The organism is Lactococcus sp. LG1074 (assembly GCF_017309525.1).
In the GTDB taxonomy this organism is placed as follows: domain Bacteria; phylum Bacillota; class Bacilli; order Lactobacillales; family Streptococcaceae; genus Lactococcus; species Lactococcus petauri.
Map to the genome: position 1 here is coordinate 1 of NZ_CP071294.1, position 13,204 is coordinate 13,204.

The 13,204-nt window shown below is 31.5% G+C and carries 13 protein-coding genes and 1 pseudogene; 10 read left to right on the plus strand and 4 right to left on the minus strand.

Going from position 1 to position 13,204, the window contains the following annotated elements; translation table 11 throughout:
• The 6 genes from J0J36_RS10010 to J0J36_RS10035 all read left to right on the plus strand — a co-directional run bounded on the left by J0J36_RS10010 (nt 1) and on the right by J0J36_RS10035 (nt 6,107).
• Entirely contained in the window at nt 1-1,125 is a 1,125-nt protein-coding gene (locus J0J36_RS10010) for a RepB family plasmid replication initiator protein (RefSeq protein ID WP_014386624.1), read from the plus strand.
• 263 nt (nt 1,126-1,388) lie between these two features.
• Nucleotides 1,389-2,513: a RepB family plasmid replication initiator protein gene (locus J0J36_RS10015; protein ID WP_206886825.1), complete on the plus strand. Its 1,125-nt coding sequence runs from the start codon at nt 1,389-1,391 to the stop codon at nt 2,511-2,513.
• A complete protein-coding gene (locus J0J36_RS10020) occupies nt 2,510-3,271 on the plus strand; it encodes a ParA family protein (RefSeq protein WP_206886826.1) in 762 nt (253 codons plus the stop codon). Before J0J36_RS10015 ends, J0J36_RS10020 begins: the two co-directional genes overlap by 4 nt.
• A 2-nt stretch (nt 3,272-3,273) precedes the next feature.
• Nucleotides 3,274-3,996 carry a ParB/RepB/Spo0J family partition protein gene (locus J0J36_RS10025; protein WP_206886827.1) on the plus strand — a complete coding sequence of 241 codons (723 nt, stop codon included), beginning with the start codon at nt 3,274-3,276 and terminating at the stop codon, nt 3,994-3,996.
• Nucleotides 3,997-4,518: 522 nt separating this feature from the next.
• A complete protein-coding gene (locus tag J0J36_RS10030; protein WP_206886828.1) occupies nt 4,519-5,955 on the plus strand; it encodes a Y-family DNA polymerase in 1,437 nt (478 codons plus the stop codon).
• Nucleotides 5,952-6,107 (plus strand): hypothetical protein, encoded by a 156-nt coding sequence (locus J0J36_RS10035; protein ID WP_206886829.1) that lies wholly within the window; start codon nt 5,952-5,954, stop codon nt 6,105-6,107. The genes J0J36_RS10030 and J0J36_RS10035 overlap by 4 nt, the downstream gene beginning before the upstream one ends.
• Nucleotides 6,108-6,446: 339 nt before the next feature.
• On the opposite strand, the gene J0J36_RS10040 is transcribed toward J0J36_RS10035, so the two are convergent.
• The 3 genes from J0J36_RS10040 to J0J36_RS10050 form a co-directional block, all read right to left on the minus strand.
• A complete protein-coding gene (locus J0J36_RS10040) occupies nt 6,447-7,763 on the minus strand; it encodes a GIY-YIG nuclease family protein (RefSeq protein ID WP_206886830.1) in 1,317 nt (438 codons plus the stop codon).
• Between the two features lie 392 nt (nt 7,764-8,155).
• The gene (locus tag J0J36_RS10045; protein ID WP_242520675.1) at nt 8,156-8,641 is read right to left on the minus strand and encodes a hypothetical protein; all 486 of its coding nucleotides are present in this window, start codon (nt 8,639-8,641) and stop codon (nt 8,156-8,158) included.
• A 98-nt stretch (nt 8,642-8,739) separates the two neighbouring features.
• Entirely contained in the window at nt 8,740-9,063 is a 324-nt protein-coding gene (locus J0J36_RS10050; protein WP_206886831.1) for a hypothetical protein, read from the minus strand.
• Nucleotides 9,064-9,325: 262 nt separating this feature from the next.
• On the opposite strand from J0J36_RS10050, the gene J0J36_RS10055 reads away from it, so the two are divergent.
• The 4 genes and pseudogenes from J0J36_RS10055 to dfrG all read left to right on the plus strand — a co-directional run bounded on the left by J0J36_RS10055 (nt 9,326) and on the right by dfrG (nt 11,176).
• On the plus strand, nt 9,326-9,496 hold the full coding sequence (locus J0J36_RS10055) for a hypothetical protein (protein WP_000713595.1): 171 nt from the start codon (nt 9,326-9,328) through the stop codon (nt 9,494-9,496).
• Between the two features lie 13 nt (nt 9,497-9,509).
• Nucleotides 9,510-10,127: a recombinase family protein gene (locus J0J36_RS10060; protein ID WP_100185207.1), complete on the plus strand. Its 618-nt coding sequence runs from the start codon at nt 9,510-9,512 to the stop codon at nt 10,125-10,127.
• A pseudogene (locus tag J0J36_RS10065) lies at nt 10,127-10,405 on the plus strand (topoisomerase); the annotation flags it as partial. The gene J0J36_RS10060 and the pseudogene J0J36_RS10065, both read left to right, overlap by 1 nt.
• Before the next feature lie 273 nt (nt 10,406-10,678).
• Nucleotides 10,679-11,176 (plus strand): trimethoprim-resistant dihydrofolate reductase DfrG, encoded by a 498-nt coding sequence (gene dfrG, locus J0J36_RS10070; RefSeq protein ID WP_000868795.1) that lies wholly within the window; start codon nt 10,679-10,681, stop codon nt 11,174-11,176.
• A 71-nt stretch (nt 11,177-11,247) separates the two neighbouring features.
• Here the strand turns inward: dfrG and J0J36_RS10075 are convergent, their stop codons facing one another.
• A complete protein-coding gene (locus tag J0J36_RS10075) occupies nt 11,248-13,200 on the minus strand; it encodes a hypothetical protein (protein WP_000163792.1) in 1,953 nt (650 codons plus the stop codon).
• Between the last annotated feature and the right edge of the window lie 4 nt (nt 13,201-13,204).

Here is a 13,204-nt window from a genome sequence, read left to right on the forward strand (position 1 = left end):
ATGAATACTGAAAAAAAACTAGCAATGGAAGCTATAAAAGACCGAAAGGTTGTTGAGCACAATGATTTGATAACTAGCATTGCGAAAATGGATAAAACTCCTCTAAAGATATTTGAACTTGCAGTTTCATGTATTGATACGGACAATCCTCCTAAAGATGATGTTGTTTATCTTTCAAAAAAAGAGCTATTCAGTTTTTTTGATGTTTCAGATAACGATAAGCATACTAGATTTAAGAAAGCTGTAGAAAAAATGCAGAAACAAGCATACTTTCAAGTAAGAGAAAAAACAGGAAAAGGCTTCGAATTTGAAAGTATCATTCCAATCCCTACTGTTAAGTGGAATAATTATAATGACGAGGTATTTATTAGATTTAATCCAGACATAATGCCATATTTAATTGATATGAAGACGAGCTTCACTCAATATGCGATTATGGATATTATGAATTTGAACAGCAAGTATAGTATCATCCTCTATAAATGGCTAAGTATGTTTTTTAATCAGTATGAGCATTATTCTGATAAACCCAATCGCACACAAAAGCAGCTATTTAAGTACAAAAATCCAAAGATTTCTGTAAAGGAATTAAGAGAATTAACGGATACAAATTCAGACTATGCACGTTTTGGAAATTTTGAGACTAATGTAATAAAGAAATCTATTTCTGAAATTAATGATAACACACACTTTGATGTAGATTATGAGAAGATAAAAAAAGGCAGAAATATTGACGAAATACAATTTTTTATAACTAAAAAGAAAGTGTTGAATGAAAATTATAAAGACAATGATCCTAAAGCACAAGAATCATTAGAGCAAAAGCAAGTTGAAAATGAAAAACTATTCTACTCTGCAGTTGGACATCCTTACACTTTACAATTGATTAATGTTGGACTACTTCAGGCAACAGATATAGCAAATCAAGAAAGAATGATAGGACTTGTAAGAAATGTTTATCCTGTTTACGACAGCATCACACAAAGTAAGGGACAGAGTGGTTTAACTACTCACTTAGAGTATGTCCGTGATAAAATGATAGATTTTAGTGATAGTAAAAAGAATATAGTGAAGTATTTAAAAACTTCTGCAGAACAGTATGTAACTTCAACTAGTTTTGATTAATTTAAAAATAAAAAAGAAGGAGCCTTAGCTCCTTTTTATTTGTTTATCTTATATATTTTGAACTTTTGAGCTTTTGGGAGAAAAAAAACTCAGTAATAATCAACCTTCCGAGGTTTTTATTGATACAAAATAATATGTATAGTGATACAAAAAACTATGTATTCTGATACAAAATACTATGTATATTGATACGTTGAGTGTTGACAATGTATCAATGTAATGTTATAATAAATCTATAAAAATAAAAAAGGAATAAGTCATAGATGAATGATTTAGAGAAAAGAAATGTTGTTGAGCATAATGACTTAATTACTAGCGTTGCCAAAATGGATAAAGTTCCTTTGAAGATTTTTGAAATGGCCGTTTCTTACATTGATACAGAAAATCCGCCAGAAGATAATATCGTTTATTTATCGAAGCAGGAATTATTTGATTTTTTTGATGTGTCAGATAGTAATAAGCACAGCCGTTTTAAAGAGGCAATAGAAAAAATGCAAAAGCAAGCTTTTTTTCAAATTAAAGAAGAGAAAAAAAGAGGCTTTAAATTTAAGAGTATTGTACCAATCCCCTTTGTAGAATGGAATGATTATAATAGTCAAGTAATTATTAGATTTGATCAAGCTATTATGCCTTATTTGATTGATTTAAAAACAAATTTTACTCAATATGCAATTACAGATATTATGGAACTCAATAGTAAGTACAGTATAATCTTTTATAAGTTACTTACCAAATCATATAATCAGTATGAACATTATCAGTACAAATCAAATCGTACTAAAAAACAATTATTGGAATACAGAAACCCTCAATATAGTATTTTAGAATTAAGAGAAATAACAGACACATTGGATGAATATAAACATAGTTCGAATTTCTTTAAAAGAGTGATTGATGAACCATTAAAAGAAATAAATGACAATACTCATTTCAATGTTACCTATGAAAAAGTAAAAAAAGGTCGCAGCATCGACAGTATCATATTTCATATTGATAAAAAAATTATTCTAACTGATAATGATTATAAAAAAGAACAAGATGATCCTGAATATTTGGAATCCAAGGAAAAACAAAGTATAGATGATGCTGAGTATTTTAAACTTTCAATGGAAAGTAAATATACAAGATTACTAATAGAGAATTCTCTTTTAAATCCAATGGAAATGACCGATATTAGCCTTATGGTTGGATTACAAAAAAATGTGTATCCATTATATCAAGAATTAGAGAAGATAAAAGGAGATAATGGTCTCCTCGTACATCTACAATATGTTCAAGATAAACAAGAGGGTTATACAAAAAGAAACACAGCAAAATATCTAAAAAAAGCAGTTGAAAGTTATTTAAGTTCAATAATGCAAAAAGAAAATTTAGGAGTGCATAAATGAAAACAATTAGTTTATTAAATTTAAAGGGTGGAGTTGCAAAAACCACCACAGGTATTAATCTAGCAAAAGGTTTAGCAAATAAAGGAAAAACTGTATTGATGATAGACACAGATATGCAGGCAAATGCTACGAGTATATTTTTAGATGAAGAGCGTACTAGTTCTGATTTTAAAGGCTTTGCAGAAATTTTGCTAGATGAAAAATTAGAAGACGTTTCAGAGTATATTTATAACGTCGATACAAATTTAGACATGATAGGTTCAAACCTATCTGTTGCGGAGAGTGAGTTGAAAATTCGAAGTTCATTCAATAGAAATACTTCAAATATCGTCAATAAGATAGTAAAAAAAGTTTCTTCTGATTATGACTATTGTATTATTGACTGTTCTCCAACTATAAATCTTATTACATTGAATATTATTATAGCTAGTGATGAGATTATTATTCCAATAAAAATTGATAAGTTCGCATTAGAAGGTTATCAAACTACACTAAATAACATTGAACAAATCATTGATGATTATGAACTCGATACAGAACTTACTATTCTATATACAATGGTAAACAGGAATAATATAGATAAACAAATTATGGAACTAATTTCTGGTAATCGCTTTGATACAACTATTCGTTTTCAAGCAAAACCTGTCACTGAAAATGCACTAAATAATGTTGTATTAATAGATGATAAAAGAGATACAAATGTAAAAGAAGATTATTTATCTCTAATTGATGAAATAATAAATAAGGAGGGGTAAAGATGGCAAATGATTTTGGCTTCACTGATTTGATTAAAAAAGATGAGCATGAAAGAAAAAAAACAAATACAAAAAATATTCCAGTAGATGAAATAAAAGAAAACGAAAATAATAATTACGAACTTGTTGATATAGATAAATTAGCTACAAGTATAGAAGAGCTAGGATTATTACAACCGCTTTTAGTTAAAAAAAGAGGGAAATTTGAATATGAATTGATTGCAGGACATAGAAGATTTACTGCAATAAAAAAACTTATTGATAATAATAAGCTCCCTTCAGATTATGAAGTACTATCTAAAATAATTGACTCTTCAGAGAACGAAATAATAACAAGACTGAAACTCCATGAAACAAATCTACAAACTCGCTCACTTCTAAATATGGAAGAAAGTGAAAAAATTTCAGTTGTTGAAGATTATATGAATCTAATTGATCAAGCTAAAAAACAAGGCATTGAAGTAAACGGAAAACCAATTAAAGGTAAAACAAGAGAACTTGTGGCAGAAAGATTTGGGGTAAGTCATTATACGGCTCAGAAGATTATTCGAAAAGTTAAAGAGGGGGGAGAAAAAGAAAAACCTAAAAAAGTTAAAAGTATCAGTACAGTAACTCAACTTAAAAAAATTGTTAAGCAAATTGAAAAATTGGAATTTGAGAATACTGAAGAAGAGATAAAAATTAAAGAAGGAATAATTAAACTTTTAGAACAGAAAGCCAAGTAAGGCTTTCTTTTTTTGCAAGGGGACAAAGTTTAGCTCCCTAAATTCAAAAAATAGAATGACAAAAGAGGGGGCAAAATTTAGCCCCTAAATTCAAAATATAGAATGACAAAAGAGGGGGCAAAATTTAGCCCCTAAATTCAAAATATAGAATGACAAAAGAGGGGGGCAAAATTTAGCCCCTAATTTCAAAATATAGAATGACAAAAGAGGGGGTAAAGTTAAACTTTTTAAAAACGAATAACATGAATATCGGTTTTTCCAATATTTGTAGTTGATTTATGGCGACAATAAATATATAATATTGATATATTCAATAAATGGTTAGGAGGGGATCGCTATTAAATTTGCAATTAAAAATGAAGAAGGACAATATTTAAACTTTAAACAAGATATTAATAGAGAGGAAGATCTGTCAGTTCCAGTTTGGAGTCGCAGCTTTGCTATGACTTGGAATGAAGAAGTCGCAAGTTACTTAGCTGAACTCTATGATGGTGAAATTATACAGATGTAGTGTAAACAAAGATGAGGATTGATTATGATAAAGAGCCACGCAGGGCTATCTTCTTTGAGGACGTCAAATCAAACTATGCATCCATTGAATGTGTTCAAAGGAAGTTACACCCCCTAACAACTTCTTTATGTGTCATGAGCAGGTCAGACAATTCATACGGTCTTATCCTAGCATCAAGCCCAAAATTTAAAGAAGTATTCGGTAAATCAAATGTGAGTCGAGCACGTGATTTGCCTTTTTTAATTGAGTCAAGAAAGTTTAACTATCAAAAGTGGTATGAAAAGCATACAGATATTCATGGCCAACGTACAGAACCAACCCTTGAATATGTGGCTTTTATAGAGAGTTGGGCAAAACGTACGCACATTGTTCCCCCTCAAATGGCCTTGTACATTGAAGAAAATATACGTATGCAAAAGATATTGTCAGGCTATACCTCCTTTGAAGAAATTCACTCCTACTCCATTGACGAATCCTTTATGGATGTCACGGAGTCCTTAAATCTTTTCTACCCAGATATAAAAGACAAGTATGTACAAATGGATAGACTGGCACAAAAGCTGCAGAGGGAAGTGCTTGCACGTACTGGCTTATATATTACTGTGGGAATGGGAGATAATCCGCTACTGGCTAAGATTGCAATGGATAATTACGCTAAACACAACAAGAATATGAGAGCCCTTATCCGTTATGAAGATGTACCTGAAAAGATATGGACAATCCCAAAGATGACTGACTTTTGGGGGATAGGCAAAGCTACAGAGCGGACATTGAATAAGCTTGGAATTCATTCAATAAAAGACCTAGCAAACGCCAACCCTCAACTTATCAAAAGAAAAATGGGAGTGGTTGGACTGCAGCAATTCTTTCATGCGAACGGCATCGATGAAACCAATGTACGTGACAGGCACATAAAAAAATCTGAGAGTTACAGCAACAGTCAGATTTTACCAAGGGATTATGAAAGAAGAGAAGAGATCGTGCTTGTGATAAAGGAAATGGCGGAACACTTGGCCATTCGATTACGTAAGGGAAAGAAGTTGGCAGGAGGGCTTTCTTTATGGGTCAGACACTCTTATCAAAGCAATGCACCATCGATTAAAGTGTCCTGTAAAATTGACCCCACTCAAAGCACTTTAGTGATTCAAAATGAAGCCTTAAGAATGTTCTCTTCAAAGTACCAGGGGGGACCGGTACGAGAAATTGGGATAGGGGGCTTTCACTTATCAGACGAGAATATAAAGCAACTGACACTCTTTGAAACCATGCTTGAAGATGATAAGCAAGTGAACAAACAAGAAGCGCTACAGCGAGCTGTAGATGAAATCAGAGAGAAGTTTGACTTCACAGCCATACAAAAAGCAAGTGCATTGGCTGCAGGTTCAAGAGTACTAGAGAGACATAAAATGATAGGCGGGCATGCTGCAGCAGGAGGTGAGAGCATATGACAGTGGATCGTTCATACAGTGAATATGAAGCCATCAGAACGTATCATGACCGAGGTATGATGAAGTGGGGGGCTTTTGCGACAGGGGAGTTAACTGAAGCGCAGAAGAAACTTATGGAAGAATATGCTGAAGAGAAAGAAAAAGAAGATTAATCTAGCCCTTAACGACAATTAAAACAAATAAAAGTGACCTTCAAGAAATGATACATTGATAGCGCATTTTTAGACACTTTTCAAATTTTACAGGAACAAAGGTACGATTATTATGGTTCTGAACTTTATTTAATATTAGAGGGCTACCTTTAAACGCTATTTACAAAAAAATAAAAAGCTCATACTTCTAATTTATGAGCTTTTTATTTTTTTGTTTATATTCATTAGTAATGATCTTAATCTTAAAAATGAACCAATTCAAAGTCGTCCTAATGAATATAAAATTTCTTCCAAGTAAAAAGTAGAACGAGAAAATTTTAAAAATAATATATTTTAAAGCTAATTTTTATTTCCTCGATTTTCATTATAACCGAGATCATATGCTTGATAATATTCGATAGTTCTACGCTCTAGTTCATCTAAACTATCAAATTCACTCTCTCTTAAGCGTACTGTCCATACCTCAAACGCTTCTCCGCTTTGGTAGTCATTAAAGAAATTATAACTTCCTGCATTCCCACCCTTACCAGAAAAGTGTTTAAATAATCGATTCATTACTTTCTTAGCTTGGCCAACATAGTATTTTTCATTGCTACTATTGTAAATAATATAAACACCAGTATAATCATTTGTTGGGCTGTTACTCATATAGTTAAATATTTGTGGGGTAAATTTTTCTGATATATAACCTATACCTTCTATTTTATCTCTCATAATATTTTCTGATGGCATGGGCATATTGTTGCTATTTTTAGAATGGTTATTTCTGATCGCTTCTTTTTCAAAAGGCATTGCCATTTTTTGAAGCTCTAAGTCATATATAGGAAACTTACCTATAATCTGTTTTTGTTTTTCAGAAATGCTGGATTTTGTGGGGTATACTTCTTTAATCCAGAATCTGTTTTTTACTTGAGAATAGTATGTTTTAATAATTAGTAATGAAGCATACTGTCTTAATTCAGTAAAATAATTATTTTTTATTTCTTGAAATTCATCTTGAGATATTTTACTACCTCTTAAGTTTTCTTGTATTATAATGATTTTATTTTTGATCTCTAATATTGTTTTCCAGTGAGACTTTGTATCCAGGCCTAAAATTAGACCCTCCAAAGAGGATATATATGTTTCAATATTCTCTGTTGGTATTGTTTCCCAATCATATTTTGTTCTAATATCAAAGCTATACTCATTTTTTATTATATTAAATATACTAGAGAACTCTCGTGAGGTAGTTAGTTCGAATTGATAATTAAATTTATCGATTAGATCTTCCATTTTTAAGATATTAGTATTCAATTTAAACTCAAATGATACGGGTATCAAATCAAACTCTTGCACCAGGTCTATTGTCTTTACAGGATCTTTAAAACCATAAATATAATAACCTGAATCAAATTCTTGGAATTTAACTTCATCAGCAAATATAATTCTTACATAATTACTAACCGTTCCAATATTTTTATATTCATCTCTTAATTTCAAGGTAATACAAAACATTTCAGGAGTATTTTCTACTCTATTGTTTTCAGTTATAGGAATCTCAAAATCGAGGGTTATAGTCTCCCCCCTCCTAAATTCCCCATTTTTTTGTATTTGATTATTTTCTACTTTTTTATCTGTAGTATTTGTTCGAAATAGATTACCAAAAATTCCCATTTTTTCTCCAATTTTCTCCATACCTATCGCACGTATTAGCTTAATATGCTTCTTTCAATATTATATTTTATCATATATGATCGGATACGGATGTTAAATATACAGAATAAAAAAGTATAAGAACGAATTTCTAAAATTTTTTTGTTTTATAGTATATACCTCAATGAATATTTTTGGGGTATTAGAACCAAATTAATAATAGGCTCAAATTAATTTATGAAGGAAATTATCTACTCTCGAAAAGTTTTTCATAGTTAGGAAATGTTGAAATAGGTTTAGGGACTGCATCAATGTAGGCATTTTTATTATATTCTCGTTAAATAAATTTCTAACCCATTATGATTTTGGTGGTTTAGTCTTCCATTTAGAGTCATTAGTAAAAAGTTCTTGTATTAAAACAATCGATAATTAAAAGGTGTTTCATTAGAATTTTGAAAAGCACAATGCCAAGAAGAACTAACATCATTAGTAGTATTAAATGTGGTAAAAAAATGGTCTGAAAAATCATAAGCGTGTGTGTTAGTAACTTTATCATTATGTAAAACACAGTTTAAGGCGTTAGGTATGTTGGTATTATTAGCAAACTCTAGAGTAGAACAGCAGTTTAGAAATGCAAGATAAAATTGATGATATTGTATAATCTCATTAAATTTCGTGAAAGTCATGTTAGAATCCACAAATTGTAGAAGAGTTCTGTTGTTTGAGATGGCTGTATGTCCAGCTATATGAAGTATATCTATGCTTGAAAAGCTATCAAAAATAGTTCTAAATATATTAGTTGAGCATCCGTGTATTGGAATTACTAAATAATCTGGGTGAGTTATAATCTGCGATATATTATTTACCTCGTCATTAGCCTTGACATCATCATTTTCCATATCAATCAGACTTAAAGATAAGAAGACTCTTGTTTCCTGATCAATTCCTTTTCTAACTTCTTCTATTTTATCTATATCTAATGCAATTCTTGAAACATTTATATAAGAATATAATATTTTTTTAACTTTGTAGTAGTTCTATACTTTTCATAATTTATAAACTGGGTAGTATTTATCTGTAAAGACCTTACAAAACTATTCAGAGTAGGGTAATCTTTTTCTCTCGATTTTTTTCTAAGAGCTGAAATATTTTCTTGCATGTTACTTTTTACTAGACTTTGAGTATACTCAAAAAAATATTTTTCATCAAATTTTTTTTCAATTTTTTTGCTGATATCTGGTTCAAAAAAATTGAAAACGGGTAAAATAGTTTGTATTAAATCTTTATCTTTTATCCTAGAATGGTAGTCTTCTTCTAACATTTTTCCTCTTTAAAATATAATAATTTAAGTGAAGTTTAAGAGCTTATTTCAAAAATCTTCTATAGCATTATTTTAGTTTAAAATTGATAAAAATGATAGTGCAAAAAAAATTATCATAGAATTAGAGAAAGGTATTTTCTTGATAAACTCCTATTCTGTCAGGGCGTCCAATAGAGTATACTTATTTGTCCTAATATGGTTTTAGCAGTATAATTGACTTGGTGAATAGGTCATTTAAGTTGGGCATAATAGGAGGAGTAAAATGAAAAAATTTATTTATCGAGTTTTAGAAAATGACGAAGTGGTGGCTATTTTTAATGAGCAACAATATGCGCAAGATTTTATCGCTTACGAAAAGACAATTTCTGATAAGCAATTTGAAATTGAAAAAGTAGATATAGCTGATTGGTTATTGCAACCGAGAGAATTTTAGAGGTTGGTTGAAAATGGCGAAAATTGGTTATGCACGTGTCAGTAGCAAAGAACAGAACCTAGATCGGCAATTACAAGCGTTACAGGGCGTTTCTAAGGTCTTTTCAGACAAATTAAGCGGTCAATCGGTCGAACGCCCACAATTACAAGCTATGCTTAACTATATTCGTGAAGGGGATATAGTTGTTGTTACTGAATTAGATCGATTAGGACGAAATAATAAAGAATTAACAGAATTGATGAATCAAATTCAAATTAAGGGGGCAACCCTGGAAGTCTTAAATTTACCCTCAATGAATGGTATTGAAGATGAAAATTTAAGACGGCTGATTAATAATTTAGTGATTGAATTGTATAAGTACCAAGCGGAATCTGAACGCAAACGAATTAAAGAACGCCAAGCCCAAGGAATTGAAATTGCTAAGAAAAAAGGAAAATTCAAAGGGCGACAACCTAAATTCAAAGAAAATGATCCACGTTTACAACACGCTTTCGATTTGTTTTTGAACGGTTTATCCGATAAAGAAGTTGAAGAACAAACTGGAATCAATCGCCGAACGTTTAGAAGGTATCGAGCAAGATATAACGTGACAGTCGATCAAAGAAAAAATAAAGAAAAGAGGGATAGTTAATGAGTACGGTTATTTTAGCTGAAAAACCAAGCCAGGCATTAGCCTATGCAAGTGCTTTAAAACAAAGCACCAAAAAAGACGGTTATTTTGAGATCAAAGACCCACTATTTACAGATGAAACGTTTATCACCTTTGGTTTTGGGCATTTAGTGGAATTAGCAGAACCAGGTCATTATGACGAAAAGTGGCAAAATTGGAAACTTGAATCATTGCCGATTTTTCCTGATCGATACGATTTTGAAGTGGCAACAGATAAAAAAAAGCAGTTTAAAATTGTTAAGTAGTTCAGTTTTGGAGTACAAAATGACAAAATGTACTTCAAAATGGACTACTTTTTTCATTTTAACTTACATACCAAATTACATACAAAATGATTTATAAAATGCAATTGAAAATGATAATTGAATGAAAATTTGTGATTTTGTGGTATTATGATAATATAACTTATAGAAAAAATTGCTTATTCAACTAACGGGCAGGATAATGAGAAAAGGTTTTTTGATAGAAATAAGAAATTAGATGGTAAATTAGTTAAAAAGGCTGTGTTATAAATGAAAGTTTCTTTGATTGCTGCGATGGATAAGAATAGAGTGATTGGCAAAGAGAATGACATTCCTTGGAGGATTCCCAAGGACTGGGAATATGTTAAAAATACTACAAAGGGACATCCGATAATATTAGGTAGGAAGAACCTTGAATCAATCGGAAGAGCCTTACCTGACAGAAGAAATATTATTCTGACGAGAGATAAGGGGTTTACCTTTAATGGTTGTGAAATTGTTCATTCAATAGAAGATGTTTTTGAGTTATGTAAAAACGAAGAAGAAATTTTTATTTTCGGAGGAGAACAGATTTATAATTTGTTTTTCCCTTATGTTGAGAAAATGTACATCACAAAAATACATCATGAATTCGAAGGAGATACTTTTTTTCCAGAAGTGAATTATGAGGAATGGAATGAGGTATTTGCCCAAAAAGGGATAAAGAATGATAAAAATCCGTATAACTACTATTTTCATGTATATGAAAGAAAAAACTTATTGAGTTAACGGGTGCGTTAATTGAAGAAGAACAGTAAAGATAAAGCACAAGAGCTTGGGATTACTCCAAGCTCTTTTTGTCATTTGAAATAAATTATATCTTTCCAATCAAATTGTTTATCTGTAATCCCTAATCTTTGAGCAGGTGTCAAAACCTTTTTATCCGCTGATTTAAAAGGGCGACAAAAGTTGTAGTAAGTTCTTAGAATTGTAATCGCAAATTGAGCATACTTCGGATTGAAGTTAGCGTAAATATAGCTCTTCTTATCACCACGAGCTGTTGTTAATGGTCTTTCAAGAGATGATATATAACGTCTTATCTGTTGAATAAAGCTATTGGTCGAATGGTCATTAACATTTAATAGCATCTTTGCGATTTCGTTTGGTTCCAGAGCAGATAAATCCGTTCTACAATCAACTGAATAAAATCCTTTATCCTTAGTGGCTAATGGATGTTTGATAGGGTTATCGGCATATTTGCGATATCTTTCTCCATCTTTACTAATAGCCTCTTCGTGGAATTGATGACTTGTTAGTAATTCAGTTAGATAATGAGATGCCAAAGTCCGTAGAAACTTTGTTTTGAATCCTCTGATATCTCCCCAATCGAGCAGTTCTGCTTTTGCTTGTCCGAATTCTTTTAAGCATTGTTTTCTGCTTTTCGTCTTGTTAACTTGGCAAATAAAATGATGTGCATCGCTCAACCTTAATTCTTTCGTGAATACTCTATAAAAGGCGTTTCTAATAGAGAAGTCATCATCACTAATCATTCGCCATTCGTCGGCATTAACCATTTGTTTAATTAACCAATAGTGAGCAGTTGTAGTATAAGGAGCATCAACATTTAAACCATCGACAAATCTACTCCTATTAGTAATTTTCCCTAATTCGTGAAGATAAGCATTCCTATTTTCGCTATCGTTAGCGGATGGTTCTTGTGGATAATAAGACCAATCTAACCTATCATTTTTACGACTAAAAGTATTGAGATGGTCTTCTTTGAATTTTCTTGTATCTTCATTTAATTCATCCATTGAAATATTCCAATCATAGGCAACATCAGAACGGAACACATATCTTGATAAGACCTCAGCAGATACAACTATATACGTTTGCATATTAAGGTCTTCAAACCCCGTATATTTCTTTGAACCTTGTCCTTTCTTACGGACGTTATTTAGGTAGTAGTGCATCTTGTCCGTATTAAGCCACATCTCGTTAAATTTCTTTGTTTGAAGGGGTTGTGTCTCATATCGTTCTAAAAACTCCAAACAACGCCTATACAGCCACTCCAGCTTATGATAGTAGGTTCCAACTCCAATTCCTAAAATATCACAAGTACGACTGACTGAAACCCTTCCAACAACCATCTTAGCGAACATTGGAAGAATGGTGTTCTTTTGTTGGTGATAAGTAGTGGTTTCTTCTCTTTTTGGTAGAACATTAGTGAACTTCTTACACGCCTTACATTGATAGCGTTGAGATTTGCCCCTACTTTTCCCCCTTTTGTAAAATTGCTTCGGCTCATTGAATGGGGTTGATTCTTCTTCCGAGCAGCCTTCTTTATGAAATTGATAATCTGGCTCAACATCTTGGATGCTATTGATTTCTATAAGGCGTTTAATTTCTTCAACAACAGACCAATTAGATAAAGGGGTTACTGTACAGTTTTGCGATACACCTCTGCCAATAGGATTGTCATTGCAGTACATACCTTTATGACCTTTATCTTTGGAACTACCAGTCATTTTATATCGACTTGGTTTCCCTTTTACATCTTTGAATTTGTGCTGTTCTTTCCCAAAATTACAACAAAACGGATTGATGCAGTAATTATATTGAATGGGATATTCAGAACCGTTCCATTTAAAAGACGTTGGCAAGAACAACATTTTGTTATACCTTGTTGCAAATCGTTTTGGAGTTAATAAATCATATTGTTTAGCCCTATCTTTTAATTCTTCGTTTGAAATCGGAATTTTAACATCTACAATTTCATCTTCCTTCGTGGCTAATCTTTTAAGCTTGGTCATTGTC

Excerpts from the sequence above, each read along its gene's own strand:
- J0J36_RS10010 (WP_014386624.1), top strand. The coding sequence starts at position 1 with ATGAATACTGAAAAAAAACTAGCAATGGAAGCTATAAAAGACCGAAAG.
- J0J36_RS10015 (WP_206886825.1), top strand. The coding sequence starts at position 1,389 with ATGAATGATTTAGAGAAAAGAAATGTTGTTGAGCATAATGACTTAATT.
- J0J36_RS10020 (WP_206886826.1), top strand. The coding sequence starts at position 2,510 with ATGAAAACAATTAGTTTATTAAATTTAAAGGGTGGAGTTGCAAAAACC.
- J0J36_RS10025 (WP_206886827.1), top strand. The coding sequence starts at position 3,274 with ATGGCAAATGATTTTGGCTTCACTGATTTGATTAAAAAAGATGAGCAT.
- J0J36_RS10030 (WP_206886828.1), top strand. The coding sequence starts at position 4,519 with ATGAGGATTGATTATGATAAAGAGCCACGCAGGGCTATCTTCTTTGAG.
- J0J36_RS10035 (WP_206886829.1), top strand. The coding sequence starts at position 5,952 with ATGACAGTGGATCGTTCATACAGTGAATATGAAGCCATCAGAACGTAT.
- J0J36_RS10040 (WP_206886830.1), bottom strand. The coding sequence starts at position 7,763 with ATGGGAATTTTTGGTAATCTATTTCGAACAAATACTACAGATAAAAAA.
- J0J36_RS10045 (WP_242520675.1), bottom strand. The coding sequence starts at position 8,641 with ATGGAAAATGATGATGTCAAGGCTAATGACGAGGTAAATAATATATCG.
- J0J36_RS10050 (WP_206886831.1), bottom strand. The coding sequence starts at position 9,063 with ATGTTAGAAGAAGACTACCATTCTAGGATAAAAGATAAAGATTTAATA.
- J0J36_RS10055 (WP_000713595.1), top strand. The coding sequence starts at position 9,326 with ATGAAAAAATTTATTTATCGAGTTTTAGAAAATGACGAAGTGGTGGCT.
- J0J36_RS10060 (WP_100185207.1), top strand. The coding sequence starts at position 9,510 with ATGGCGAAAATTGGTTATGCACGTGTCAGTAGCAAAGAACAGAACCTA.
- dfrG (WP_000868795.1), top strand. The coding sequence starts at position 10,679 with ATGAAAGTTTCTTTGATTGCTGCGATGGATAAGAATAGAGTGATTGGC.
- J0J36_RS10075 (WP_000163792.1), bottom strand. The coding sequence starts at position 13,200 with ATGACCAAGCTTAAAAGATTAGCCACGAAGGAAGATGAAATTGTAGAT.